23 protein-coding genes and 1 pseudogene are annotated in these 24574 nt (G+C 71.3%); 11 read left to right on the top strand and 13 right to left on the bottom strand.

Features of this window, described 5'->3' with window-relative positions; translation table 11 throughout:
• Nucleotides 1–26 precede the first annotated feature (26 nt).
• Nucleotides 27–809, bottom strand: coding sequence for a glucosamine-6-phosphate deaminase (gene nagB / locus DVH02_RS03990; RefSeq protein WP_114622254.1), 783 nt, complete (start codon nt 807–809; stop codon nt 27–29).
• 158 nt (nt 810–967) lie between these two features.
• Between nagB and DVH02_RS03985 the strand changes: the two genes are divergently transcribed.
• On the top strand, nt 968–2062 hold the full coding sequence (locus tag DVH02_RS03985) for an SIS domain-containing protein (protein WP_114622277.1): 1095 nt from the start codon (nt 968–970) through the stop codon (nt 2060–2062).
• Nucleotides 2063–2456: 394 nt separating this feature from the next.
• Nucleotides 2457–3950 carry a sensor histidine kinase gene (locus DVH02_RS03980; RefSeq protein WP_114622253.1) on the top strand — a complete coding sequence of 498 codons (1494 nt, stop codon included), beginning with the start codon at nt 2457–2459 and terminating at the stop codon, nt 3948–3950.
• Nucleotides 3951–4176: 226 nt separating this feature from the next.
• On the opposite strand, the gene DVH02_RS03975 is transcribed toward DVH02_RS03980, so the two are convergent.
• Nucleotides 4177–4434 (bottom strand): WhiB family transcriptional regulator, encoded by a 258-nt coding sequence (locus DVH02_RS03975; protein ID WP_004937597.1) that lies wholly within the window; start codon nt 4432–4434, stop codon nt 4177–4179.
• A gap of 318 nt (nt 4435–4752) precedes the next feature.
• A complete protein-coding gene (locus DVH02_RS03970; RefSeq protein ID WP_114622252.1) occupies nt 4753–5721 on the bottom strand; it encodes a diacylglycerol/lipid kinase family protein in 969 nt (322 codons plus the stop codon).
• 112 nt (nt 5722–5833) lie between these two features.
• Between DVH02_RS03970 and DVH02_RS03965 the strand changes: the two genes are divergently transcribed.
• Nucleotides 5834–6367, top strand: coding sequence for a hypothetical protein (locus DVH02_RS03965; RefSeq protein ID WP_407697585.1), 534 nt, complete (start codon nt 5834–5836; stop codon nt 6365–6367).
• 96 nt (nt 6368–6463) lie between these two features.
• Here the strand turns inward: DVH02_RS03965 and DVH02_RS03960 are convergent, their stop codons facing one another.
• The 3 genes from DVH02_RS03960 to DVH02_RS03950 all read right to left on the bottom strand — a co-directional run bounded on the left by DVH02_RS03960 (nt 6464) and on the right by DVH02_RS03950 (nt 8364).
• Nucleotides 6464–7429 carry an RNA polymerase sigma factor SigF gene (locus DVH02_RS03960; protein WP_199566160.1) on the bottom strand — a complete coding sequence of 322 codons (966 nt, stop codon included), beginning with the start codon at nt 7427–7429 and terminating at the stop codon, nt 6464–6466.
• 17 nt (nt 7430–7446) lie between these two features.
• Entirely contained in the window at nt 7447–7860 is a 414-nt protein-coding gene (locus DVH02_RS03955) for an ATP-binding protein (protein WP_114622250.1), read from the bottom strand.
• Between the two features lie 243 nt (nt 7861–8103).
• A complete protein-coding gene (locus tag DVH02_RS03950) occupies nt 8104–8364 on the bottom strand; it encodes a UBP-type zinc finger domain-containing protein (RefSeq protein ID WP_114622275.1) in 261 nt (86 codons plus the stop codon).
• 143 nt (nt 8365–8507) lie between these two features.
• On the opposite strand from DVH02_RS03950, the gene DVH02_RS03945 reads away from it, so the two are divergent.
• The gene (locus DVH02_RS03945; protein WP_114622249.1) at nt 8508–10109 is read left to right on the top strand and encodes a Na+/H+ antiporter; all 1602 of its coding nucleotides are present in this window, start codon (nt 8508–8510) and stop codon (nt 10107–10109) included.
• A gap of 69 nt (nt 10110–10178) precedes the next feature.
• Here the strand turns inward: DVH02_RS03945 and DVH02_RS03940 are convergent, their stop codons facing one another.
• From DVH02_RS03940 to DVH02_RS03910, 5 genes and pseudogenes are all read right to left on the bottom strand, one after another.
• Nucleotides 10179–11147, bottom strand: coding sequence for a 1-aminocyclopropane-1-carboxylate deaminase/D-cysteine desulfhydrase (locus tag DVH02_RS03940; protein WP_233518021.1), 969 nt, complete (start codon nt 11145–11147; stop codon nt 10179–10181).
• A gap of 34 nt (nt 11148–11181) precedes the next feature.
• Nucleotides 11182–11913 carry a phospholipase D-like domain-containing protein gene (locus DVH02_RS03935; protein ID WP_199566159.1) on the bottom strand — a complete coding sequence of 244 codons (732 nt, stop codon included), beginning with the start codon at nt 11911–11913 and terminating at the stop codon, nt 11182–11184.
• Between the two features lie 1195 nt (nt 11914–13108).
• Nucleotides 13109–14737: a recombinase family protein gene (locus DVH02_RS03920; RefSeq protein WP_114622245.1), complete on the bottom strand. Its 1629-nt coding sequence runs from the start codon at nt 14735–14737 to the stop codon at nt 13109–13111.
• Between the two features lie 77 nt (nt 14738–14814).
• Nucleotides 14815–14967: pseudogene (locus DVH02_RS03915) on the bottom strand (1-aminocyclopropane-1-carboxylate deaminase); the annotation flags it as partial.
• Between the two features lie 178 nt (nt 14968–15145).
• Complete coding sequence (locus tag DVH02_RS03910) at nt 15146–15736, bottom strand: peptidoglycan recognition protein family protein (protein ID WP_114622244.1); 591 nt, start codon at nt 15734–15736, stop codon at nt 15146–15148.
• A gap of 226 nt (nt 15737–15962) precedes the next feature.
• Between DVH02_RS03910 and DVH02_RS03905 the strand changes: the two genes are divergently transcribed.
• The 4 genes from DVH02_RS03905 to DVH02_RS03890 all read left to right on the top strand — a co-directional run bounded on the left by DVH02_RS03905 (nt 15963) and on the right by DVH02_RS03890 (nt 19983).
• Complete coding sequence (locus DVH02_RS03905; protein WP_114622243.1) at nt 15963–17366, top strand: family 2B encapsulin nanocompartment shell protein; 1404 nt, start codon at nt 15963–15965, stop codon at nt 17364–17366.
• A gap of 130 nt (nt 17367–17496) precedes the next feature.
• Nucleotides 17497–18546 carry a family 2 encapsulin nanocompartment cargo protein polyprenyl transferase gene (locus DVH02_RS03900; RefSeq protein WP_199566158.1) on the top strand — a complete coding sequence of 350 codons (1050 nt, stop codon included), beginning with the start codon at nt 17497–17499 and terminating at the stop codon, nt 18544–18546.
• Nucleotides 18547–18741: 195 nt separating this feature from the next.
• Nucleotides 18742–19338 (top strand): GNAT family N-acetyltransferase, encoded by a 597-nt coding sequence (locus DVH02_RS03895; RefSeq protein WP_114622241.1) that lies wholly within the window; start codon nt 18742–18744, stop codon nt 19336–19338.
• Between the two features lie 201 nt (nt 19339–19539).
• Nucleotides 19540–19983, top strand: coding sequence for a DUF6304 family protein (locus tag DVH02_RS03890; protein WP_114622240.1), 444 nt, complete (start codon nt 19540–19542; stop codon nt 19981–19983).
• Nucleotides 19984–20185: 202 nt separating this feature from the next.
• Here the strand turns inward: DVH02_RS03890 and DVH02_RS03885 are convergent, their stop codons facing one another.
• Nucleotides 20186–20869: a hypothetical protein gene (locus DVH02_RS03885; RefSeq protein ID WP_233518020.1), complete on the bottom strand. Its 684-nt coding sequence runs from the start codon at nt 20867–20869 to the stop codon at nt 20186–20188.
• Nucleotides 20870–20954: 85 nt separating this feature from the next.
• The gene (gene snpA, locus DVH02_RS03880; protein ID WP_199566157.1) at nt 20955–21632 is read right to left on the bottom strand and encodes a snapalysin; all 678 of its coding nucleotides are present in this window, start codon (nt 21630–21632) and stop codon (nt 20955–20957) included.
• 207 nt (nt 21633–21839) lie between these two features.
• Between snpA and DVH02_RS03875 the strand changes: the two genes are divergently transcribed.
• From DVH02_RS03875 to DVH02_RS03860, 3 genes are all read left to right on the top strand, one after another.
• Entirely contained in the window at nt 21840–22823 is a 984-nt protein-coding gene (locus DVH02_RS03875; protein ID WP_114622239.1) for a LysR family transcriptional regulator, read from the top strand.
• A 262-nt stretch (nt 22824–23085) separates the two neighbouring features.
• Nucleotides 23086–23487, top strand: coding sequence for a RidA family protein (locus tag DVH02_RS03865; protein ID WP_114622238.1), 402 nt, complete (start codon nt 23086–23088; stop codon nt 23485–23487).
• A 25-nt stretch (nt 23488–23512) separates the two neighbouring features.
• Complete coding sequence (locus DVH02_RS03860; RefSeq protein WP_114622237.1) at nt 23513–24298, top strand: metallophosphoesterase family protein; 786 nt, start codon at nt 23513–23515, stop codon at nt 24296–24298.
• The last annotated feature ends 276 nt before the right edge of the window (nt 24299–24574 follow it).

The following is a 24574-nucleotide window of genomic DNA, read 5'->3' as shown; positions in this document are numbered from 1 at the left end:
GAAGAGGAGGGAGCGGAGGGGGCGGCTCAGATGCCCTGCCACTCCGGCTTCGCCGCGAACGTCGCGCGGAAGTAGTCGGCGAGCTTCAGCCGCGAGGCCGCCGCCTCGTCCACGACCACCGTCGCGTGCGGGTGCAGCTGCAGCGCGGAGGCGGGCACCAGGGCCGCGACCGGCCCCTCGACGGCCTGCGCCACCGCGTCCGCCTTGCCCTCACCGGTCGCCAGCAGCACCAGGTGACGGGCTTCCAGGATGGTCCCGATGCCCTGCGTGATGACGTGGTGCGGGACCTCGTCGGGGCTGTCGAAGAACCGCGCGTTGTCCTCGCGGGTCTGCCGGGTCAGCGTCTTGATCCGGGTCCGGGAGGCGAGCGAGGAGCAGGGCTCGTTGAAGCCTATGTGGCCGTCCGTGCCGATGCCGAGCAGCTGGAGGTCCACCCCGCCCGCCCCGGCCAGCGCCCGGTCGTACGCCTCGCACGCCGCCTGGACGTCCTCGGCGCTGCCGTCCGGGCCCAGGAAGGCGGCCTCGTCGAGACCGAGCGGCTCGACCACCTCGCGCAGCACCACGGAGCGGTACGACTCGGGGTGGCCCTGGGGCAGCCCCACGTACTCGTCCAGCTGCGCGATCCTGGCCCGCGACACGTCCAGCGCACCGGCCCGCACCAGCGCGGTCAGCGCCCGGTAGACGGGCAGCGGCGTCGAGCCCGTCGCCACCCCGAGGAGCGCGTCGGGCCTGCGGCGCAGCAGTGCGGCGACACTGTCCGCGATGAGCGCGCCGCCGGCGGCGGCGTCCTTGACGATGACAACTTCCACGCGGGGACCTGCCGATCTGGGTCTGAGGATGACTCACGCCTACGACCATTGTGGTATAGACCAATTCTAGCAGAGGGCGCCGGGCGCGCCCCGGCCCGGTGGCGGGGGATCGGCGGACCGTGGTCGACTGGGGTGTGAGCGACTGGGAGGCGCCGGAGATGGCTGCCGGGTATGCGCAGGACGGGCCCGTCGAGCGGCCGGGACGGCTGATGTCCGCCGAGGTGCTGGAGCAGCCCGAAGTGCTGCGGCGCGTCCTCCAGGACGGCGCGCCCCGCATCCGCGAGGTCGCCGCCGTGATCGCGGCCAGGAACCCGCGCTTCGCGCTGCTGTCCGCCCGGGGCACCTCCGACCACGCGGCGCTCTACGCCAAGTACCTGCTGGAGATCCGGCGCGGGCTGCCCTGCGGCCTGGCGTCCATGTCCACCACGACGGCCTACGGCGCCCGCCCCGACCTCACCGGGGTGCTGTTCGTCGCGGTCAGCCAGTGGGGCGGCTCGCCCGACCTGGTCGCCTCCACCTGGGCCGCCCGGGAGGCGGGCGCGATCACCCTCGCGGTGACCAACAACCCGGACTCCTCGCTGGCCGCCGTATCGGAGTTCCACATCGACGTACTGGCGGGCCCGGAGCGGGCGCTGCCCGCCACCAAGTCGTACACCGCCTCGCTGCTCTCCCTCTATCTCTTCGTCGCGGCGCTCGGCGGCGGCGAGCGGGGCGAGGACCACGACGACGGCCGCGCCCTCGCGCTGCTGCCCGACCTCGCGGAGCGGATCGTGGAGCGCCGCGACGAGGTGCGCGCGCTCGCCGCCCGCTACCGGTTCGCCGAACGCGTCGTCGTCACCTCGCGCGGCTACGGCTACCCGACCGCCCAGGAGGCGGCGCTGAAGCTGATGGAGACCTGCTACCTGCCCGCGCTCGCCTTTTCCGGCGCGGATCTGCTGCACGGCCCGCTCGCGATGATCGGCGACACCTCCGCGGTGCTCGCGGTCGTCCCCGACGGCAAGGGCGGCGAGGCGCTGCGGCCGGTGCTCGACCGGCTGCGCGCCCGGGGCGCGGATCTGTTCGTGGTGGGTACGCGGGCGGAGGCGGCCAAGGGCTCGGTGGGCTTCGCGCTGCCCACGGAAGGCGTTCCCGAGCGGCTCCAGCCGATCCTGGAGATCCTGCCGCTGCACCTTCTGACGTACGAACTCGCCCTGCGGCGCGGCCACGATCCCGATGTCCCGCGCGCCATGGCCAAGACCCCGGAATCCAGCTGACCCGTCCGGCTCGCGACTCCCGGGCCGGGCGGCACCCGCGGGCCGCGGCGCCGCGACGGGACCCTCAGCCCGTCGGACACCGCAGCCCCGAATGCTCCGGCCGACGGGTGTGCGGTCCCGCGCGGCCGTGCGAGGGGTCCCGTCGCAGTCAGGGCAGAGAGCGCCCGGAACCCCGGTCCGCCCTCCTGTGCGGGGAGGGCGGAGGCTCTGACATCAATTGTGGACTAGACCATTCTTCGCTGTCCATGCGTGCGCCGGGCCTATTTCCCCCGACCCGGAGCCCCTGGAGCGCGTCTCCCCGGATTCCCCGAGCCTATTTCCCCGCGCCCGCCCCGGCCAGACCTCGATCCGTACGGATCGGCCGGCCACGGGTACGCTCGCGGGTGTGCCCTCCATGAACGACCTCGTACGCCAGCACACCTCCCTCGGTGAATCCGACCTGGAGTGGCTCCATCTGCTGGTCTCGGAGTGGCAGCTGCTCTCCGACCTCTCCTTCGCGGACCTGGTGCTCTGGGTCCCCACCCACGACGGCACCCGCTATGTGTCCGTCGCCCAGATGCGCCCCAACACCGGCCCCACCTCCTACCAGGACGACATGGTCGGCCACCTCGTCCCGCGCGGCCGTCGGCCGCTGCTCGACGCGGCGCTCGACGAGGGCCGCATCGTGCGCGAGGGCGACCCCGAGTGGCGCGAGGAGGTGCCCGTACGGGTCGAGTCCATCCCCGTACGCCGCGACGGCCGGGTCCTCGGCGTCATCGCGCGCAACACCAACCTGCTCACCGTGCGCACCCCCAGCAGACTGGAGCTGACCTACCTCCAGTCCGCCTCCGACCTGGCCCAGATGATCGCGGCGGGTTCCTTCCCGTTCCCCGGCCAGCAGGTCGACATGGACGCCTCCCCGCGCGCGGGCGACGGGCTGATCCGGCTGGACGCCGACGGCATCGTCCAGTACGCGAGCCCCAACGCCCTCTCCGCGTATCACCGGCTGGGACTCGCGTCCGACCTGGTGGGACACCACCTCGGCAGGACCACCGACGAACTCGCCCCCGCCCGGGGTCCGGTGGACGAGGCCCTGGTCAAACTCGCCAGCGGCTACGCGCCCCGCGAGGCCGAGGTCGAGGGCGGCGACGGCGTCATCCAGCTGCGCACCATCCCGCTCAAGCCCAAGGGGACCCGGATCGGCTCCCTGGTGCTGCTCCGGGACGTCACGGAACTCCGGCGCCGCGAGCGCGAGTTGATAACGAAGGACGCCACCATCCGGGAGATCCACCACCGGGTGAAGAACAACCTCCAGACCGTCGCCGCGCTGCTGCGCCTGCAGGCCAGGCGGATGGAGTCGGAGCGGGGCAGGGAGGCGCTCAACGAGGCCGTGCGCCGGGTCGGTTCGATCGCCATCGTCCATGAGACCTTGTCTCAGAATCTGGACGAGCGGGTGGAGTTCGACGAGATCGCCGACCGGGTGCTGGCGATGGTCTCCGAGATCGCGCCGGGGCAGGTCGTCTGCCGCCGGACCGGCCGGTTCGGCGTCCTCGACGCGGAAGTGGCCACTCCGCTCTCGATGGTGCTCACCGAGATCCTCCAGAACGCGCTGGAGCACGCCTTCGCGCCGGGGGAGCGGGGCACGGTCGACGTGTCGGCGGTGCGCGGCGGCGACGCGCAGGCCGGCCGGGTCGACCGGGCCCGCGCGGACACCCGGCTGATGATCACCGTCCAGGACGACGGGCACGGGCTGCCCGAGGGCTTCGACCCGCAGCGCGGCGGAAACCTCGGGCTCCAGATCGTACGGACCCTGGTGGAGGGCGAGTTGGGCGGCACCTTCGACATGGTGCCCGCGCCGGGGCGCGGGACACGGGTGATGCTGGACATTCCGGTGAAGCCGCACAAATAACCGTATTCGCGGCCCGGTTCACCGCCCGGTCCGCCCCCGGCTCACTTGCGGGCGCGTGTCACCCGTACGGGTACAGCAGCGAGCCCCGGACCGTGATGACGGTCCGGGGCTCGGTTCGAAGCTCACACTGCGATGCGCATCGGGGGGTACTGCGCGCTGCGGTTCGGGGGCGGGGCTATGCGTACACGCTGTACGCTCCGCCGTCCAGGGCTCGTGGCAGGGGGCTTCAGGCGGTCGCGTTACGCGCCCGGTTGCGAGCGGCACGGCGCTTCATGGCGCGGCGCTCGTCCTCACTGAGGCCACCCCAGACACCCGAGTCCTGACCGGACTCGAGCGCCCACTGCAGGCACTGCTCCATGACGGGGCAGCGACGGCAGACGGCCTTGGCTTCCTCGATCTGCAGCAGCGCAGGACCGGTGTTGCCGATGGGGAAGAACAGCTCCGGGTCTTCCTCGCGGCAAACGGCGTTGTGACGCCAGTCCATGGCTGCTACCTCTCTTGTGTATGTCGTACGTGTTGCTTGTGAATGTGAACGCTTTCACGAATCCCTCGACAGGGGAAGGGCCGACCGGCAGTGAAACCGCTGCGGTCCTTGTGTTCGAGGAGGGGTTCTTGCTCTCAGAGAGGCCGGTGTTGCGGGCCGTCCCGATCGCCATGTAGAGATTCGCAAACCTCGGCGGCGGATACAACCCCTTCCGGAAAGTTTTTTTGGATTCCTCGGTGTCGACTAGGTCACAGCCGTACTTCCATGGGGTGGATGCCAGCCTAAACGTTCGAGTGAAAGGACTTTGGCCGCTTCCACTCACACAATCACACGCAGTGCCCGTCGTACGCCTGTGAACGTCACGCTCGTACGCACTCCTAGATGGTCACCGTCCATCTGAAAGGGGAGGGGCGCCTTGGAATGCAAGGTGAAGTCGGTGAGGTCGTGCAGCGAGACGGCATGCCGTCCCTGGGGGCCCCGATCGGGGGTGGACGTCAGCAATTGGGTGGCGTATCTGGCCGCCGTGGGCGTCGACATCCTGGTCAGCCCGAGCACGTCGAGAGCCGAGTCGAAGGACGCCGCCGGGGACGCGTAGACGGGACGATTCCCCAGGTAGGTCCAGGGAGCGGTATTGCAGATTATGGAGACGACGAGATCCTCCACCGGATCCTCGCCGGGGCGCTCCAGCGTGATCACGCCATGCCGACGGTGCGGCTCCTCCAGGAACTGCCGTACCACTTGGCGCATATAGAGAGCGTGCGTCGAACGCTTTCCGCGTTCCCGTTGCTGTTCGACCCGGCCGATCACTCCCGCGTCGAATCCGAACCCCGCGCAGAAGGTGAACCAGCGGGACGGCACCGATTCGTCGTCCGTGCCCGGCGTTCCGGCCGCCAGTCCCAGACCGACCGTACGTTCGCTCCGCAGCGCGAGCGCGTCCAGAATCGCGCCGGTCGCCTCGACCGCGTCATTGGGCAGCCCGAGCGCACGGGCGAAGACATTGGTCGAGCCGCCCGGGACGACCGCGAGGCGCGGCAGCCGGTCCGGATCGGGTCCGTTGTGCAGCAGACCGTTGACGACCTCGTTGACCGTGCCGTCCCCGCCGAGCGCCACGACCAGCTCGATGTCGTCGGAGTCCGCTGCCTGCCTGCCCAGATCGCGGGCGTGCCCCCGGTACTCCGTGGTCACCGCCTCCAGCTTCATCTCGCTGGCCAGCGCGTGGATGAGTACGTCACGGGTGCGGGCACTGGTGGTGGTGGCTGCCGGGTTGACCACGAGAAGTGCGCGCATGCCGAGCAGATTACCGGCCTGGCGCCCCGGGGTCGTCCCCGGGACGGCGGGCGCCCGGTGCCCCGGGCGGGACCGCGCCGACACGGCGGGGCCCGGCCGTTACCCTGCAAGGGTGAGCACCAGCGACAAGGGAACCACCCCCAAGACCACCCCCAAGACCACCCCCAGGACCGACTCCAAGGCCACTCCCAGGACCGGCTCCGGGACCGGCCCCGCGACCGCGTCCGCGCCGTCCCCGGCCGACGAAGGACCGCGCCCCGGCCGGCTGACCGCCGCCGCGGCCGTCTGCGGTCTCGAAGGGCTGGCGCTGGCCGTCGGCGGCGTCTACCTGCTGGTGATGGGGCTGCTCGGGCGGCCCGACAGCCCGGCACAGGCCGAGATGGGCGGGGTCACCCTGATCGCGCTCGGCGCGATCCCGCTGCTCGCCGCCCGGGGGCTGCTGCTGCGCCGGAGCTGGAGCCGGGGCCCCGCGATGATCACCCAGATCATGGCCCTGCCGGTGGCCTACACCCTGCTGACCTCGACGGGCGGACTGATCCCCGCGGGGATCGCGCTCGCGGTCGTCGCGGTGACGGGGCTGGTCCTGATCCTCAACCCGGCGACCACCGAGGCCCTGGGCATCAGGGGCCCGGCGCGGGACGCGTAGGACCGGTCGGGCGGGGGAGCGGTCGGGCGGCCGTGCGGCGGCCCCGCAGGGCCGCCCCACCCGTACGGGTGCCCGTACCGGTGGTACCCGCGCCGCCTACTCCTCCACGAGCAGCCGCTCGCGCAACTGCGCCAGCGTGCGCGCCAGCAACCGGGAGACGTGCATCTGGGAGATGCCGACCTCCTGCGCGATCTGCGACTGGGTCATGTTGCCGAAGAAGCGGAGCAACAGGATCCGCTTCTCCCTCGGCGGCAGATCCTCCAGCAGCGGCTTGAGCGACTCGCGGTACTCGACGCCCTCCAGCGCCTCGTCCTCCGAGCCCAGCGTGTCCGCCACGGCCGGGGACTCGTCGTCCGTGTCCGGGACGTCCAGCGACAGCGTGGAGTACGCGTTGGCCGACTCCAGGCCCTCCAGCACCTCTTCCTCCGAGATGCCCAACCGTTCCGCCAGCTCGTGGACCGTGGGGGAGCGGCCGTGCTGCTGCGACAGCTCGGCCGTCGCCGTCGTCAGGGAGAGCCGCAGCTCCTGGAGGCGGCGCGGCACCCGTACCGCCCAGCCCTTGTCGCGGAAGTGCCGCTTGATCTCCCCGACGACCGTCGGGGTCGCGTAGGTCGAGAACTCGACCCCGCGCTCGGGGTCGAACCGGTCCACCGACTTGATCAGACCGATGGTCGCGACCTGGGTCAGATCGTCCAGCGGCTCCCCGCGGTTGCGGAAGCGCCGGGCGAGATGCTCGACCAGCGGGAGGTGCATACGCACCAGCTGATTGCGCAGATCCGCCTTCTCCGGCGAGCCGTCGGGCAGTTTGCCCAGCGCGATGAACATCGCCCGCGCCCCGCTGCGGTCATGTGGATCGTGGTGCTGCTCGCTCATAAAGGCCGCCCGCTCTGCCTGCGCCTGCTCCGCCGCGGCCGTGTGGCCGTCACTTCCGTCCTCCGGGCGCCCGTCCTCCGGGTGGGGACGGGCCTGCTGCTCAGGGATGCCCGCGGGGGAGCGCACCGGCTCCGCCGGAGCCTCGTGCCCTCCCCGCGGTTCCTGTGGGATGCGCCCCTCGTCACGCATCGGACCGTCCCCGTTCGTCACGCCGGCCCGGGTCCCGCGCCGCGCTGTTTGTACAGGCTGATGGTGACCGTACGGTCCTCGGCGACCGTCGAGTCGACCTTGCCGGCCAGTGCGGAGAGCACCGTCCAGGCGAAGGTGTCGCGCTCCGGCGCGCGCCCGTCCGTGGTGGGGGCCGAGACGATCACTTCGAGTGAGTCCTCGACGAGACGGAACACGCAGCTGAGGACGGAACCCGGTACGGCCTGCTGAAGCAGGATCGCGCAGGCCTCGTCCACCGCGATGCGGAGGTCCTCGATCTCGTCGAGGGTGAAGTCCAAACGCGCCGCGAGGCCGGCCGTGGCCGTACGCAGCACAGACAGGTAGGCACCCGCAGCGGGCAGCCGGACTTCCACGAAGTCCTGGGTCCCGGGCTCGCCTGCGATCTGGGACACCCTCACCTCCAAGGTGGCACAAGCTCTTCAGGGCTCCGGGACGGGGAATGTCCAGGAGCCTCGCGGTACGTGTCGTTACGTAGCCGGTCTGGAGTGGCGACGCTATCGCGATCCATGCCGCCGTGTCGCCGGGACCCCCGTCCGACGACCGTCACTCATGGTAAGCATATGGGCACGGAAAGTCGCTAGGGGTCTGCGGCCGTCAATTATGAAGAACCGGCGGAGGGTTGACGTACCCAGCCCTCACACGATCGAACCGTCCACGAAGCACCACCGCCACTCCTCCCCCGGCTCGAAACTGCGCATCACCGGGTGCCCCGTCCGCTCGAAATGCCCGGTGGCGTGCTGGTACGGCGAGGAGTCGCAGCACCCGACCTCACCGCAGAGCAGGCACATCCGCAGCTGCACCGGGTGGCTGCCGGCGGCCAGGCAGGCGAGGCAGGTCTCGCTCCGAGGGGCGGGCTCGGGGCGCGGCAGATCGGCGACATGCGCACACTCGCTCATGATTGCCAGGTTACGACGCGCGCGCGGCCGGCACCGGGCGGGCGTACCAGGTCGGACGGGTCGGACGGGCCGGGCAGGCCGGACGGGCCGGGCAGGTCGGATAGGTCGGACGGGCCGGGCAGGCCGGGCGGGACGGAGCAGAGATGGACGTGTTGCCGCTGATCGCGCTGGTGGCGGGCAGCGCCGCGATCGCCGGGGTGGCGCGCAGGACGCCGGTGGCCGCGCCCCTGCTGCTGGTGGCCGCGGGACTGGTCGCCGCCTACATCCCCGGTGTGCCCGCGTACACCCTCGATCCGCACATCGTGCTGCCGCTGCTCCTGCCACCGCTGCTCTACACGGCGGCCGTGGACAGCTCGTATCTCGACCTGCGGGCCAATCTGCGGCCGGTCGCGATGCTCTCGGTCGGCTACGTCCTGTTCGCGACGCTCGCGGTCGGCTGGCTGGTCCATCTCATGGTGCCCGATCTGCCCACGACCACCGCGCTGGTCCTCGGCGCGGTCGTCGCGCCGCCGGACGCCGTGGCGGCCACCGCCATCGCCCGCAGGCTGGGGCTGCCGAGCCGGATCACCACCATCCTCCAGGGCGAGTCGCTGCTCAACGACGCGACCGCGATCACCGCGTTCAAAGTGGCCCTGGCGGCAGCCGTCGGCACCGGATCGAGCTGGGGCGAGGGGATCGGCGCGTTCGCGCTGGCCTCGGTCGGCGGGGTCGGGATCGGGCTGGTGCTGATGGTGCCGCTGCACTGGCTGCGTACGCATCTGACCGAGGCGCTGCTGCAGAACACGCTGTCGCTGCTCATCCCGTTCGTCGCCTACGCGGCGGCCGAACAGGTCGGCGCGTCCGGGGTGCTGGCCGTCGTGGTGGTCGCCCTCTACCTCGGCCACCGCTCCTGGCAGGTCGACTTCGCGACCCGGCTCCAGGAGGCGGCGGTGTGGAAGATGGTCGCCTTCGTCCTGGAGTCGGCGGTCTTCGCGCTGATCGGGCTGCAACTGCCCGTCGTCCTGCGCGGGCTCGGCGAGTACGGGGTCGGGCAGGCGCTGCTGTACGCGGTCGGGATCTTCGTGGCGGTGGTGGCGGTCCGGTTCGTCTGGGTCTATCCGGGGACCTTCCTGCCCCGCCTGCTGTCCGCCCGGATCCGGGCGCGCGAACCGGACACCAACTGGACGGCCCCGCTGATCATCGGCTGGGCCGGGATGCGCGGCGTGGTGTCCATGGCCATCGCGTTCTCCATCCCGCTGACGCTGAGTGACGGAAAGCCGTTCCCCGGCCGCAATCTCGTCCTGTTCCTGACCTTCGCCACGGTGATCGGCACCCTGGTCGTCCAGGGGCTCACCCTGCCGCCGCTGATCCGGCTGCTGAAGGTGCCGGGCCGTGACCGGCAGGCCGAGACCCTGGCCGAGGCGCAGGCCCAGAGCGAGGCGTCCACGGTGGCCGAACGGCGGCTCGACGAGCTGCTCGCCGACGACCGCAACGCGCTGCCGCGGCCCCTGGCCGACCGGTTGCGCACCGTGCTGGAGCGCCGCCGCAACTCGGTCTGGGAGCGGCTGGGCGCCGTCAACGAGGTCACGGGCGAGTCGGCCGACGAGACCTACCGGCGGTTGTCGCGGGAGATGATCGAGGCCGAGCGCACGGTCTTCGTGGAGCTGCGGGACCGGCGGCGGATCGACGACGAGATGCTGCGGACGCTGCTGCGCAGACTGGACCTGGAGGAGGCGGCGGCGTACCGGGAGAGCGAGTCGGACTGAGACGGGCCGGATCGCGCGGGGTCGCGCGGGTTGTGCGGGGTCGCGCGGTGGCGCGCGGGTGGTGCGGGGTTACGCGGTGGGCTCCGGTACGCCGGTGATCACGGCGGCGACGGCCGTGCCGGGCGCGAAGGCGCCCTCCGCCGCCAGCGTCGTCAGGCCGTACAGCATTTTGGCGACATAGAGACGTTCCACCGCGAGCCCGTGCCGCTGCTCGAAGTCCGCCGCGAACGACTCCAGTTCGGCGGAGGTACGGGCGAAGCCGCCGAAGTGGAACCGGTCGTCCAGCGTCCAGGCGGCGGTGGGGGCGGCGAAGGCGGCGCGCTGGAGATCCCGGGTCGCGGCGTCCAGGAAGCCACCGCGCAGCACCGGGAAGCCCAGGGCCCGCTGCCCGGCGTCGAGCCCGGCGGCAAGCCCCGCAAGGGTTCCGCCGGTCCCGCAGGGGACGGCCACGGTCTCGGCTGCGCCGCGCAGCTCCCGGCCCAGGTCCACGCAGCCGGTCACCGCGAGCGCGTTGCTGCCGCCCTCGGGGAGGAGGTAAACGGAATCCGGATCGAGGCCCGCGTCGGCAAGCAGCGCCGCCACGTGGGCGGGCTCCGCCGCGCGCCGGTAGGCGGCGCGGTCCACGAAGACCAGCCGCATCCCGTCCGCCGCGCAGCGGGCGAGCGAGGGGTTGAGCGGGCGTCCGGCCAGTTCGTCGCCCCGTACGACGCCGACGCTGGCGAAGCCCAGCAGCCGGCCGGCCGCGGCCGTCGCGCGCAGGTGGTTGGAGTACGCGCCGCCGAAGGTCACCAGGGTGCGCCGGCCGCTCTCCGCCGCCGCGCGCAGATTGGGCGCCAGCTTGCGCCACTTGTTGCCGGGAGGGTACAGGTCCACTGGTCCAAGCGCAGCTGAATCCCACTCCAAAGTGGCATGGATAAGGTCTTCACGCTTCAGCAGCAGTCGCACACCCTGGCGCTCGAATCGTTCATCCTGGACTTCCTGCACGGGCGAGGAGGGTCGAGGCTGGAGTGCGGTGTCAAGGTCTACGGGCAGGCTCACACAGTCATTGTGAACGTCGCTTTCCCCCGTGCCGTCAAGGCGTACGGGGCACGCCCCGGCCCCAGAGTTCCTCCGCGTGCTCCGCGAACCTGTCGAACATGCCGCTGTCGCCCTGACGGCGCAGGTGCAGAAGCGGGGAATCATGGCCGACGAGTCGGGCCAGGTGAGGCGTCACGAGAGCGTCGTGGTCGAACCTGAAAACAGACAACGACACATGGTTCACAGCGTCGTCAGCCCTGCTGAAACGCGTCTCCAAGCCGTCTACGGAGCCGAGGCGTCCTAGGTGCTCCAGGCTGATCCTGATGCGAGTGGACACGCTCAGAGCCACATCCTCGATGGCCTCGCGCTGGCGGGTCACCTCGCCCTCGGGGTCACCCAGCAGAAAGCGCACTCTGCACCCTGAATCGATCTTTCGTCGCAGTGTGTCGACGAAGGCTGGTTGTTCGAGCCATACGAAGTAGTTCGTATAACCGGCCAGGAAGATCTCTTCGGTAGCACCTTCGATCAGTTCGCCCCACACCGTTGAAGGGCAGGCGGACCGGTAGGGGTAGGCGTGCACCAGTTCCCGGTCATGACCCGTTTTCACACGCTCCTGCACAGCCTTTGGCCAGATCATCTCTTCGTCCACCTTCAGCGCCTGGCAGGCGTCGACACGGTTCCTTGCATGGGGTACCAACTCTGCGTCTGCCAGCCACCGCTCCACCGTCTTGGGCGCCACACCGATACGGGCAGCAAGCTTCCGGGGAGTGAGCTTCGCATCCGCCATAGCCGATCGTAGAGCGACGTTCAAGACTTCTCCCCGCGACGTTTGGGCCTTCTTGAACCGTAGCGACCTATGTCTCAACTGTCTCTGCTTTGAGGGGAGATACGTCCGGAAAGGGTGAGCAGCATCACACCCATGAACAGCGAGAAGACGACTATGGACGGCCCCCCGCGCCTCATGCTCCCCCCGGAGCTTCCGCGACCGGCCAAGGGGTGTGATGTCTGCGCGGCCTTGGCCAAGCAGCGGCAGGAGGCCCGGGACCGGGGTGATTACTCGGCGGCGACGGACGCGAACGTGGAGATCAGTAATCACCCCCACAGGACCAGGTGACGCCGCTCATGAATTGGAGGTGACGGCATTGGATATGCAGCAGTGGCGCGATGGCCGAAAGTCGGCCGACGACGCGACATACGCACTCAAAGAAGCCCTGGCGGCATGTGGCTTTCCTGAACATCAGTACCGCCATGCCCGGCCTGTGCTGCCCCACTCCGGACGGCCATACGTGCACCTTGGGCTTATCCCCGCCGCCATGGTGGAGAAGATCGCCGAGGCATTGAGACGCGAAGCGTCCTCGAAGCCGTAACGGTCTCCGTGAGCTGAGCCCCTCTGGTTGCGGACCCAGGGGGGCCAAGCCATGCCGTGACGTTCAGCATGCCCCGAGCTGTCGGCCTTCAGCGTCCCACTTTGCTCAGCGCCACGGGCTCACGATCCGACCGCCCGTGCGTGGGCGCTTGGCCGCCTGCCGAAGTGGTCGGGGCTGACGCGGGGCGCATCGGTCTAACTTTTCTCTACTTACTCAAGGGCGCGCCTTCGGCGCGCCGGGCGGTTCGGGCGCCCCCGGCCGGGCATGCGGCCTGACGGCCGGTCCCGGCCGAGCGCCCACCGCCCGCTTACCGGGCCTCCCAGAGGCGTAGGACGCAGGTCCTGGCCTTGGCTGTGCCACCCCTCACGGCTCGCTCGGCACGCCGTTGGGCTGTCTGTGGCTGGGGCGGACGGCACCGCGAGGCTTTAGGCAGCCACCATGGGGCGAGCCTCCAAGAACAGGGGGCCCATCGGTCGCAAACGCGGGCAGGTGCACAGACCCGCCCGATTCGCTGACGAGCGTAAGGCCCCCTGTTCTCTCACCCCATGGCAGCTCCCGCCCAAAGCCTCGCGGCGCCGGCCGCGTGCCCAGGCGCGCCGCGGGGGCGCTGCCGAGCTAAGCGGCGAGTTCCGAATCCGGTAGGTATCGCGACAGCCCGTCGAGCCTCAATGAGTCCACGCGAAGGGGTTGCGGTTTCTCGCCCACCCAGTGGAAGCAGCAGCGCGAGACGAGCTGGTACCAGGAACTCCGCCTCCCTTGCCCGGGGGGTGGCAGGAGCGTGACTGAGTGGAGCACGACGCGGAGCAACATGCGCGCATGCTCAAGATCAGCGGATTCCCAGGCTTCATGAAGCTGATCAAGGTCGTGAAGGATCATGAGGTCCGTGGAATTACTGATCCCCTCCAGTTGGTTGCGCACGGACAACAGTTGCGACTCCACCACCTCGCGCATCTGCTCATAGCGACGTTCGCCCTGGGGGCCCTTGAACCGGCCCAGTACGTAGTAGGCGTTGTCCAGTGAGTCAAGGCGCGCTTGGGTGTTGTCCTTCGCCGAGATCAGTTCGGTGCGCCGTGCGTCCAATTCGGGATCTTGGTACGCCAGCCACCGGCGCGCGAGTTCCTTGAACACTTCATGATCCTCGGTGAACGATGTCACGCGGGCCATGAACGCCGAGGACAGGGCGCTGTCCGCATCCTTCACCAGTACGGTCATGCCCAGGCACGCAGCCTTCCCCATGTTGACTCGCCGGTAACACCGGTACTGTGGACCGCCCTTGGTCATGTTGCCGCCGCACCGGCCGCACTTGAGGAGTCCGGACAGCAACGACTGGGCGGCGGGCTTGCCGCGTCGACCGTTGGCCAGGCCCTCGGAGGTGCGGGAGCGAAGAGAGGTCAGGATGCGGGCTCGCTCGCCTGCGGTGATGACCCCCGTTCCGATGCTTACCGGCTCACCGTCCGGCCCCGTCAGCGGCTCATCGATCAGCCGCCAACGCTCCCGGCCCACCTCGTCCGCGTAGCGCTCGTGCACAGGCATCAGCCCCGCCCAGGCAGGAGAGTGCGCCAGTTGGGTGATCGTGGACGATCGCCACTTGCCGCCCCGCCGGGTCTTCAGGCCCTCCTCGTTGAGCACTTGGGCGATCCATCCCGTCGCCTTGTTCGCGAGCAGCCACTCGGCGATGCGACGCGCTGTCGCGTACTCCTTGGGGTGGTGCTCGGTCTCGGTCCTGCCCTTGCGGACACGCAGGCCGTACGGAGGCTGTCCGCCGGGCCACGCCCCCGTGATCTTCCTCTCCGCCTTGGTCCGCCGGGTTCGGGTCGATGTGTTGTACGACTCGGCGCGGGCTTGCTCGGCCAACCAGGCGAAGAGCCCCCGGTGCTGCGGGATGCTGCTGTCCAGGCCGTCCATGAGTGCCACGAGCCGGGCGCCCTTGGCTTCGAACTGGTCCAGGACCAGGCCGACTTGTCCCATGCCCCGACGGCTCAGGCGGTCGAGCTTCCAGACCAGGAGGTGACGCACCACTCCGGCCAGCACGGCCGCGATGGCGTTGTCGAACTCTTCCCGCTTCACTCCCGCCTTGAAGGCGGACAGCTCCTCTTTCCAGACTTTGCGGACCGTCAGGCCCTCGCGTGCCGCTCGCTCCCGTAGATCACGTTCGTGCGCTTGCAGAGTCGTCTTGTCGTCCTGCAACGTGCTGCGACGAAGAAACAGATCACACAGCTTGGCAGGATCGGTGACCATGCCCATATGCCCACCTTCAATCAAGGTGTGCCGGGCTGTCTACGGAAATAAAGCCCCAGATCAGCCCGACTAACACCAGTCGGCTTGTTTCTGGGCACCTCCGGGTGGATCAGATCGTCGCGCTTGAGCAGCAGCCGTACGCCGTGCCGGGTGAAGCGCTCGTCCTCGGCCGCTCGCAGCGGCGACGGCAGCCGTGGCCGCAGGGTGGCGAGGTCGGGCGCTCCGGACGAGGTCATGGGGCCATTGTCGGCCCGGTGACCCCGGCCCGGGTCATCCGGGCCCACCGGGCGGCCAGGACACTGGGCCGTCGGGCCGCCCAGTCCTCCGGGGCACCGGCTCCTCCGGGCCGCCGCCGGGCCTCCGGGCCGCCGCCGGGCCGTCGGGCCGCCGCCGGGCCGGATCGCCCGGCCGGGCTCACTTCAGCCGGTCACGCACGCGCCCGCGCATGACGTCCATCGTGAAGCCCTTCGGGTCGATCTTGCCCGGCTGCCACTCCAGATGCCCGATCACCGACCCCGCGGCCCAGCCGTGGTGGCGGCAGACGGCCGCCGCGGCCTTCTCGATCGCCGCCAACTGGGCGGCGGGCCACGGGTCCTCGCCGTCGCCGAGGTTCTCGCACTCGAAGCCGTAGAACGCCCGGTTCCCGTCGGTGTCGGCCACGCCGACCGGCGGCAGCCGCTTCTCCGCGATCACGGCGTCCAGCACGTCGCCGTCACCGAGCCCGGCGTGGTTGGCCCGGCCGTAGCCGACCAGGTGCACCGTGCCGTCCTTGGCGATGACGCCGTGGCACAGCGGGCCCGGCAGGGCCGCGTGACCGTCCTTGCAGAGCTGTACGGTCGCCGCCGTGCCCTTGGTGACGGTGTGGTGGATCATGACACCGTGCACCGGGCCCCAGGCCCCTTGCCCGTTGCGGTTGTGCGTACGCCAGTCACCGACCTGGACGACGCTGAGCCCCTCGTCCTTCAGGGCGTTGAGGAAATCGGTCGCGGACATGGGTGGGGCCATGGCCGCCTCCTTCCGGTCATCAGCCGGTCCGTGGGGGGCTGTTGTGCCTGCGACCGTGCTCCGGGCGCTCGCGCTGTGCCGTCACGTTGGGCCGTGGGAATGAACTTCCGCGTGTTGTTCCCAGTTTCTGGCGTTCCAGTCCCACTCATTTGTGTAATGGCGTGCGTACGCCAAGTGATGGAACCATTCTTCTCGCAGGTCGTTTCATGATCGAGAGGAAGACTTCATGTCGGTTGGTGACGAGGTCCGCGCGGTGCAGCCCCCTCAGCAGAGTCTGGGAACAGATGCCGCCCGGAACCTGGCGACCACCACCAAGTCGGCACCGCAGATGCAGGAGATCACCTCGCGGTGGCTGCTGCGGATGCTGCCGTGGGTCCAGGTGCAGGGTGGCACGTACCGGGTGAACCGCCGCCTCAGCTACGCGGTGGGCGACGGGCGGGTGACGTTTGTGCAGACCGCCGACCGGGTCGCGGTCATCCCCGCCGAGCTGGGCGAGCTGCCCGCGCTGCGCGAGTACGACGACGAGGAGGTCCTCGCCGAGCTGGCGCGCCGCTGCGAGCAGCGCGAGTTCGCGGCGGGCGAGTCGCTGGCCACGGCGGGGGACGCGGCGGACGAGGTCTATCTGCTGGCCCACGGCCGGGTGCAGAAGCTGGGCACGGGACCCTATGGCGACGAGGCGGAGCTGGGGGTGCTCGCCGACGGCGCGTACTTCGGCGACGAGGCCCTGGTGGATGGGGAGGCCACCTGGGCGTTCACGGCGCGCGCCGTCACGGCGTGCACCGTCCTCGTACTGACCCGGCGGGACGTGCTGAACCTCGCCGAGCGCGAGGACTCGCTGCGCGGCCATCTGGAGACGCTCGCCGCCATTCCGGAGCAGCGGACCAACAAGTACGGCGAGGCCGCCATCGACCTGTCCGCAGGACACGTCGGCGAAGCGGTCGTGCCGCACACCTTCGTGGACTACGAGGGGGCGCCGCGCGAGTACGAGCTGAGCGTCGCGCAGACCGTGCTGAAGGTCCACAGCAGGGTCGCCGACCTGTACAACCAGCCGATGAACCAGACCGAGCAGCAGTTGCGGCTCACGGTCGAGGCGCTGCGCGAGCGCCAGGAACACGAGCTGATCAACAACCGTGAGTTCGGGCTGCTCAACAATTGCGACTACGGCCAGCGCCTCCAGCCGCACGACGGCGCGCCCACCCCGGACGACATGGACGAGCTGCTCTCGCGCCGCCGCGGCTCGAAGCTCTTCCTGGCGCATCCGCGCGCCATCGCCGCGTTCGGCCGCGAATGCAACAAGCGCGGGCTCTACCCGGACACCGTGGAGGTCGCCGGTCATCACGTGCCGGCCTGGCGCGGGGTGCCGATCTTCCCGTCCAACAAGATCCCGGTCTCGGACGCGCGGACGACCTCGATCATCTGCATGCGTACGGGCGAGACCGAGCAGGGGGTCATCGGCCTCCAGCAGAGCGGCATCCCGGACGAGATCGAGCCGAGCCTGTCGGTGCGCTTCATGGGCATCGACGAGCAGGCGATCATCTCGTACCTGGTGACGGCCTACTACTCGGCGGCGATTCTGGTGCCGGACGCCCTCGGGGTGCTGGAGAACGTCGAAGTCGGCCGCTGGAGCTGAGGCCCCCGCCCCGGGGCGGGCCGGTTCCGGCGCCTCCTCCGTGCCTCTCCCGGTACGGAAGGCCCCCGTCTGCCCGCCCCGGGGCCCGTCCGCACGCCCCCCCGCCGTACGAGGAAAGTGATCCGTGACCATGTCCAGCACGGATGCGCCCATCGAGAGTCACGAGGCCGTGGCCCTGCTGGAGCGCACCCGCACCGCCGTCGATCCCGAACTGCGCGCGGCCGTGGGGTCGTTGCCCGGCGCGATACGACGCGTCGCGAGCTACCACTTCGGCTGGGAGCACGCCGACGGCACCCCGTCGCCCGCCTCCGGAGGGGCGGGCAAGGCGATCAGGCCCGCGCTCGTGCTCGCCGCCGCCCGCGCGCTCGGCGGGGATCCCGAGGCCGCCGTACCGGCCGCCGTCGCCGTCGAGCTGGCCCACAACTTCACCCTGCTCCACGACGACGTGATCGACGAGGATCCCACCAGGCGCCATCGCGCCACCGCCTGGACGGTCTTCGGCACCGCCGACGCCATCGTCGCCGGTGACGCCATGATGGCGCTCGCCCTGCGGCTGCTCGCCGAGGATCCGCACCCCGCGTCGGGTCCGGCGTCGGCGGCGCTCGCCGCCTGCGTCATCGAGCTGTGCGCGGGGCAGCAGGCGGACTGCTCCTTCGAGCGGCGCGACCCCCACGAGGTCTCGCTCGACGAGTGTGTCGCCATGGCGACCGCCAAGACCGGCGCGCTGCTGGGGGCCTCGTGCGCGCTCGGCGCGCTCTACGCGGGCGCCGACCCGGAACGGGTCGAGGCGGTGAACGCGTTCGGCCGCGAGGCCGGGCTCGCCTTCCAGCTCATCGACGACCTGATGGGCATCTGGGGGGACCCCGACCGTACGGGCAAACCCGCAGGCGCCGATCTGGCCGCGCACAAGAAGTCGCTGCCGGTGGTCGCGGCCCTGGCCTCCGGCACCCCGGCGGCCGAGGAACTGGCCGGGCTGTACCGGGGACCGCTGGACGACCCCGGCGCGGTGGCCCGCGCGGCGGCGGCCGTCGAGCGGGCCGGTGGGCGGGAGTGGGCGCAGCTCCAGGCCGCCGACCGGATGTCCCGGGCGGTCCACCAGCTCTCCCGCGCCATCCCCGACCTCACGGCGGCGGGCGATCTGCTGGCCCTGGCCGAATTCGTCACCCGGCGCAGCCGCTGAGGGGCGCCTCCGTGTGCCGGGGCCGCCTGCCGCCGCCGTGTCGTGCGGGCGCGCCGGATACCACTGCCGCATGCCACTGCCGCAGGCCGCCGGCAGAGCGGGCCCCGCGCGTCGCGCGGGGCCCGCGCGTGCGCTGATCCGCCCCAACTCTAGGATGCCGGTGACAAGTTGGCGATCCAGGGGAGGGCCGAACGGATGGGTGTACGGATCAGACAGGCGGACGAGGCCGACCGGGCGACGCTGGTGCGACTGCTCGAAGGGGCCTTCTACGACGACCCGGTGTGCAACTGGGTCTTTCCCGACGACGAGCACCGCCGCAAGGTGAACGGTCTGTTCCTCGGAGTGTTCGCGGATGTCGCCCTCGCCGAGGGCCGGGTGGACCTTACCGAGGACGAGACGGCCATGGCGCTCTGGCTCCAGGTCCCGGCCGGCGCGCCCGAGGAGGAGGACGAGACCCCCGCCCGGATGCGGGAGATCGCCGACCCGGACAACGAGAGGGCCGAGATGGTCGGCCGCCTCACCGGTCTGGTGCACCCCGAGGACCGGGCGCACGAGTACCTGCTGATGATCGCGGTCGCCCCGGAGCACCAGGGCCGGGGCCTGGGCCGCGCGCTGATCGAGCCCGTCCTCGAACGCTGCGACCGCGCGGGCGTCCCGGCGTATCTGGAGGCCAGCAGCGAGCGCAGCAGCCGCCTCTACGAGCGGCTCGGCTTCGCCTTCACCGAACACACGGTGCGGTTGCCCGACGGCCCGCGCATGTGGCCCATGTGGCGCGAGCCGCGCGAACGCTGACGCGCTCGACGGCGCGCTCGGCGGCGTACTCGACGGCGTACTCGACGGCGCCAGAGGGTGGGTCGGGTGTCCTTCCGTCCCGGTTCGCCCCCGGTTCGTTCCCGGTTCGCTCCGGTTCGCGCCCGGTGTGAGATGACGCACCGTCATGAACCGGTGCCCCGTGCTGCGGTGGAATCTCCGCTACCGCTACAGTCCGCTGCCATGACAGCGGAGTCGACGGATTCATGGGCGGGTTGGTACCGGGACCGCCAGGGGGCGGAAGCGATCACCCTCACCGCGGGCGGCCGGCAGGTGCGCACGGAGATCAGGGGAGTGCAGTACGAAGGGCCCGATTTCGCGGCGCTGGAGGCGGTGGGGGCGGGCGAGGCGCTGTCGTCCTGCGTCATGGAGTGGGACATCCCCCTCGCGGTCAGTGCGGGCGGCGCGGTCGAACAGGCCACCCTCAGCTGTCTGCTCGCCCTGGGCGAGCGGGACGACGAGGGGCCGGTGGGACGGGCGGAGCTGAGCCTGACCCTGCACTGCCGGGGGGCGGCCTACGCGTCGGGGATCGCCGGGGGCGGTTTCGAGGAGGCGCTCGGCCGGATCCGCGGCCAGCTGCCGACGGACACGGAGCTGGCCGACCGGCCTCTGGTCGGGGCCTCCTGACCCCGGCCCGGCGGGATGCGCGCGCCGCCCGGCGACGCTGAACCCCCGGCCCTCCGACGGCCTTTCCCTCCGCTGGACGGAAAGGCCGTCGGAGGCGGTACCGCCATCCGGCCACCGCCATCCGGCCACCGCCATCCGGCCGCCGCCATGGCAGCCATCCGGTCGCCGCCGCCATGGCAGCCACCCCGCCAGCGCCGCCCCGCTACTCCGCCGACTCCTCCACCCAGCCGCCGTCCGCCGCCGGGTTGTCGTCGTACACCACGAACTCCTCGCGCACATCGGCCGGTTGGAACCCGACCTCGACCATCGCGTCGAGCAGCCCGTCCAGCCGGGCCCGTGCCGCGGGCCGGCCCGCGCCCGCGACGTGCTGGTTCACCACCCGTTCCTGCACACCTCCCGGCAGCGCCCGGCGGGCGTCGCGCGAGACATGGGCACGGTGCTCCTCGGCGACGGCCGTCAGCCGGCCCGCGTGGTACGGGATCGCCAGCCGCAGGGTGACGCGGTGCTCGAAGCGGCAGTGCGCGGGGAGCGCGGCCGCCTCGGCGTCGTTCTGCGGTACGCCGTCGTTCCAGGGCGCCGCCACCAGCTTCGTCCTGACCACCGTGAACCCGGCCTCCGCCAGCCGCCGGACGCACCGCTCGGCCGCGCCGCGCTGCTCGTCCAGGCTGCCGGAGCCGCGCAGGGTGAGCGTCGGGCGGGACGGGGTGCGGCCCCGGTCCAGGACGACATGGCTGAGCGGCAGGCCGTGGGCGGTGGCCCAGTCGCCGAGCGACGCCCCCCGGCCCCGGCCGGCGGCCCGCACCGTCAGATGTGTCTCGAAATCGCCCTCGATGCAGCGGTCGAGATCGCGCCGGGGCGAGGCGCCGATCTCCGTACGGAAGTCCACCGATCGACGTTACCAAGGGGGACAAGGGAAGGGGCGCACCCGAGGAGATTTCGGGGGCGCCCCTTCGCGTGGGCCGGGTGACGGGTCAGGACACCTTGGCCATGGCCGCCGCGAGGCCGTTCGCCCACAGGGTGTTGACCCGGGCGCGCTCGGCCGCGTTGGGCTGGGAGTTGGTGCAGGAGGTGCCCGGTCCGCCGCCCGACATCAGCTCGCTGCACGGCCCCGAGTAGTGGTCCGGCAGGCCGAGCACGTGCCCGGTCTCGTGGGCCGTGACCCGGGTCGAGTTGTACTGCTGGTTCTGGGCGTAGTCCAGGAAGATGTACCCCTGGCCGTGGCCGTTGGTGCTCGCGTACGAGCCGCGCGAGTCGTTGCCCTCGCGGTAGGTGAAGTCGGCGTTGCTGCCCGACTGGAGCTTCACGTTGGTGACCGCGCTGTTCCAGATCGACGCGCTGGCGGCTATCTGCCCGGCGAAGGTGGGCGCCGCCGAGGCGTTGTAGACCACGGTGACGGCCTGGATGGCGGGGTTGGCGGCGCGCTTCTCGGCGACCGACTTCAGGACCGCGTCGAAGAACGCCTGGTTGCCCGCGGCCTCGGCCTTCGAGCCTTCGTACCCCGCGTACGGGGCGGTGTGCGAGGTGGCGGGCGTGCCGGTGGGGGCGGCGGCCGTGCCGGTGGCGTGGGCGGCGGGTGCGACTCCGACCGCCGTGACGAATGCCAGACCGATTCCGGCGATCGCCGAGATCACCGACTTCTGGGATGTCATGTGGGGGGCTCCTGCTCATTCGTCGAGAACGCGTCCGATGAAGCGCGTTCGGTATCGCAGAGTCTCGATGAGTCCGCCCCTGTGCGGATGATGTCAATGACCGATAACACCAGCGCATCACCCTGGCCGTATTTCTTCGAATGCAACGCAAATTGGAGCGTTTTGGCCATCTGGTGTGGCTGAGAACCCCGCTCTACTCTTCGGGGCATGGAGCTGGAGGTAAGGCATCTGCGGGCCCTGTGTGCCATTGCCGACGCCGGCAGTCTGCACAAGGCGGCCCGGCTGCTGGGGATGAGCCAGCCGTCCCTGACGACACAGCTGCGGCGGATCGAGAACTCCCTGGGCGCCGAGCTGTTCTCCCGCGAACGCACCGGCTGCCGCCCCACCCCGCTGGGCCGTACGGTGCTGAGCCGGGCGCGCCCCCTGGTCTCCGGCATGGCCGCCCTGGTCACCGAGGCCCGTGCGGCGGCCGACCGGAGCGCCGGTCCCCGGCTGCGGATCGGCTCGACCGCGAGCCGCGCGCTGGTGGGCTGGCTGCGCAGGCTCAGACACCGGCTGCCGGGTACGGACATCACGCTCCGGATGGACGTCTCGGCGGGCGCGCTGCTGCGGATGGTCGCGAGCGACCAGCTCGACGTGGCCTTCGTGCACGAGGTCGAGGGCTGCCCGCTGGCCGTGCCCGAGGGGCTGGTCGCGCGGGTGCTGCTGGAACGCGAACCGCAGTTCGTCTCCCTGGCCAGGGACCACCCCGCCGCCGCCATGCCGGTGGTGGATCTCGCGGATCTCGCCGGGGACCGCTGGATGGTGGACCCGACCGTGGACGGTGAGTGGGACGGACTGCGCCGGGTGCTGGGGGAGGCGGGGCTCAATCCGCCCGTACTGCACGGGGATTACGTCACGGCGGCCTCGCTGATCGCGGTCGGCGAGGCGGTCGCCCCATGCCAGCCCACCTCGGCGCCGCGCGACGACATGGTGGTCAGGCCGCTGCGGGACGACCCGCTCGCGGTACGGCTGCTGCTGTTCACACGGCCGGAACCCGGCGGCGCCGAGGTGGGCGCCGGGGGCGCCGCGTACGCCGGGGCCTTCGCCGACCTGGAGGCGGCGTACCGGGAGGCGGCGTTGCGGGCGGAGGACTACCGCCGCTGGCTGGCGCTCCACAAGAGCCCGCTGCTGCACGCTCCGGCGGCCTGAGGGACGGCGAGGACCGGGCGCCCCGGCCCCCCCCAACTCACTCCCGCTCCCGGCTCACCCCTGCCGTACTCCTGTCCCGGCTCCTGCCCCGGCTCCTGTCCCGGCTCCTGCCCCGGCTCCTGTCCCAGCTCCTGCCCCGGCTCCTGCTCCTGCCGGGTCCGGCCCTTGCTCCTGCCGGGTCCGGCCGGTTCCTGCCCGCCGCGGCTGAGCAAGCGGCGGCTCGCGGACGTATGACCGGGTAGGCAGCTTAAGGAGCGATGAGATGGCCCACCGCATGACCGTCCCCGGTCTGTTTCCCCCGCCGGACTACGCGCACGTGGCGGTCGTCGAAACGGGTCGGCGCCTGGCCTTCCTGGCCGGGGCCGTGCCGTTGGACCGGGACGGCAAGCTCGTGGGCGCGGACGACTTCGTCGCGCAGACCGAACAGGTGCTCGCCAACCTGGCGGAGGCTCTGACGGCCGTCGGCTGCGAGCCGCGCGACGTGGTGGCGACCACGGTGTCCGTCGCGACGAGCGACCCGGCGGATCTCAGCCGGGTCTGGGAAGTCGTCCGCGCGGGCGGTCTGCGCACCGGTCCGCACACCTCCACGCTCCTCGGGGTGGCCTGCTTGGGGTACACCGGCCAGCTGGTCGAGATCACGGCCGTGGCGGAGGTACCGGGATGACGAGGAGTGAAGGAGTGTGGGACGTATGCCGACATCACCGAACCGGGTCGCCGTTCTCTCCGACATCCACGGGGTCCTCCCCGCTCTGGAGGCGGTGCTCGCGGAACCGGACGTCGCCGCCGCCGACCGGATCCTGATCACCGGTGACATCGTGGCGGGCCCGCAGCCGGTGGAGGTCCTCGACCGGCTGGCGGCGCTGGGGGAGCGGGCCGTACTGATCGGCGGCAACGCCGACCGTGAACTCGTCGAGCTGCGCGCGGGCCGGATCCCCCACGTCCCGGACGCCATCGGGCCCTGGGCCGCCGGCCGGCTGCGCGACGACCAGGTGGAGCTGCTGGCCGGGCTGCCGCGCTCCCGGTATCTGCGGATCGCGGGGCTGGGGCAGGTGCTGTTCTGCCACGCGACGCCCCGCGACGACGAGGAGATCGTGCTCGTGGACTCCCGGCTCGCGCGCTGGGCCGAGGTCTTCGCGGGGCTCGGCGACGACATCCGTACCGTCGTCTGCGGCCACACGCACATGCCCTTCGTACGGCTCGCCCACGGCCGCCAGGTCGTGAACCCGGGCAGCGTCGGCATGCCGTACGGCCGGCCGGGCGCGCACTGGGCGCTGCTCGGCCCCGGGGTGGAACTGCGGGTCACCGACTTCGACATCGACGCCGCGATCGCCGAGCTGACGGAGACCTCCGGCTATCCGGACATCGCCGAATGGGCCGACTACTTCCTGCACGCCCGCGCCAGCGACGCCGACGCGCTGCACGCCTTCGGGCCGCGTGACGGGCGGTCGGACGGCGGGCGGTCGGACGGCGGGTGAGCGCACGGCGGGCGGTCGGACGGCGGGGGTACGAGGGGGACAGACGCGTCGTCAGGCCCCAGGGAACGCCGACGAGCGCGCACGCGGAATCCAGGGCGTCGGCCATCACCGAAGGTCCCGGCGGCCCGTTCTCGTCCGGGCGCGGTAGAGCGGGGCGCGGAGCCCGTCGGCGGAGTCCGCCGTGACCGGGACACGCGACAACGTGACCGGGACACGCGACAAGACGGGGAGAAGGATGGCATCCTTGGCCGCGCTGACTTTCGGGGCGGCCGCACA

This window comes from Streptomyces corynorhini (assembly GCF_003346515.1).
GTDB lineage: Bacteria > Actinomycetota > Actinomycetes > Streptomycetales > Streptomycetaceae > Streptomyces > Streptomyces corynorhini.
The sequence above is the reverse complement of the archived record's forward strand: the minus strand, read 5'-3'. Positions and strand labels throughout refer to the sequence as shown.

Excerpts from the sequence above, each read along its gene's own strand:
- DVH02_RS03950 (WP_114622275.1), bottom strand. The coding sequence starts at position 8,364 with ATGAGCGAGTGTGCGCATGTCGCCGATCTGCCGCGCCCCGAGCCCGCC.
- DVH02_RS03970 (WP_114622252.1), bottom strand. The coding sequence starts at position 5,721 with ATGCGCGCACTTCTCGTGGTCAACCCGGCAGCCACCACCACCAGTGCC.
- snpA (WP_199566157.1), bottom strand. The coding sequence starts at position 21,632 with ATGACATCCCAGAAGTCGGTGATCTCGGCGATCGCCGGAATCGGTCTG.
- DVH02_RS03900 (WP_199566158.1), top strand. The coding sequence starts at position 17,497 with ATGTCCAGCACGGATGCGCCCATCGAGAGTCACGAGGCCGTGGCCCTG.
- DVH02_RS03920 (WP_114622245.1), bottom strand. The coding sequence starts at position 14,737 with ATGGGCATGGTCACCGATCCTGCCAAGCTGTGTGATCTGTTTCTTCGT.
- DVH02_RS03895 (WP_114622241.1), top strand. The coding sequence starts at position 18,742 with ATGGGTGTACGGATCAGACAGGCGGACGAGGCCGACCGGGCGACGCTG.
- DVH02_RS03860 (WP_114622237.1), top strand. The coding sequence starts at position 23,513 with ATGCCGACATCACCGAACCGGGTCGCCGTTCTCTCCGACATCCACGGG.
- DVH02_RS03890 (WP_114622240.1), top strand. The coding sequence starts at position 19,540 with ATGACAGCGGAGTCGACGGATTCATGGGCGGGTTGGTACCGGGACCGC.
- DVH02_RS03865 (WP_114622238.1), top strand. The coding sequence starts at position 23,086 with ATGGCCCACCGCATGACCGTCCCCGGTCTGTTTCCCCCGCCGGACTAC.
- DVH02_RS03975 (WP_004937597.1), bottom strand. The coding sequence starts at position 4,434 with ATGGACTGGCGTCACAACGCCGTTTGCCGCGAGGAAGACCCGGAGCTG.
- DVH02_RS03980 (WP_114622253.1), top strand. The coding sequence starts at position 2,457 with ATGAACGACCTCGTACGCCAGCACACCTCCCTCGGTGAATCCGACCTG.
- DVH02_RS03935 (WP_199566159.1), bottom strand. The coding sequence starts at position 11,913 with ATGGCGGATGCGAAGCTCACTCCCCGGAAGCTTGCTGCCCGTATCGGT.
- DVH02_RS03875 (WP_114622239.1), top strand. The coding sequence starts at position 21,840 with ATGGAGCTGGAGGTAAGGCATCTGCGGGCCCTGTGTGCCATTGCCGAC.
- DVH02_RS03910 (WP_114622244.1), bottom strand. The coding sequence starts at position 15,736 with ATGGCCCCACCCATGTCCGCGACCGATTTCCTCAACGCCCTGAAGGAC.
- DVH02_RS03960 (WP_199566160.1), bottom strand. The coding sequence starts at position 7,429 with ATGCGTGACGAGGGGCGCATCCCACAGGAACCGCGGGGAGGGCACGAG.
- DVH02_RS03985 (WP_114622277.1), top strand. The coding sequence starts at position 968 with ATGGCTGCCGGGTATGCGCAGGACGGGCCCGTCGAGCGGCCGGGACGG.
- DVH02_RS03945 (WP_114622249.1), top strand. The coding sequence starts at position 8,508 with ATGGACGTGTTGCCGCTGATCGCGCTGGTGGCGGGCAGCGCCGCGATC.
- DVH02_RS03905 (WP_114622243.1), top strand. The coding sequence starts at position 15,963 with ATGTCGGTTGGTGACGAGGTCCGCGCGGTGCAGCCCCCTCAGCAGAGT.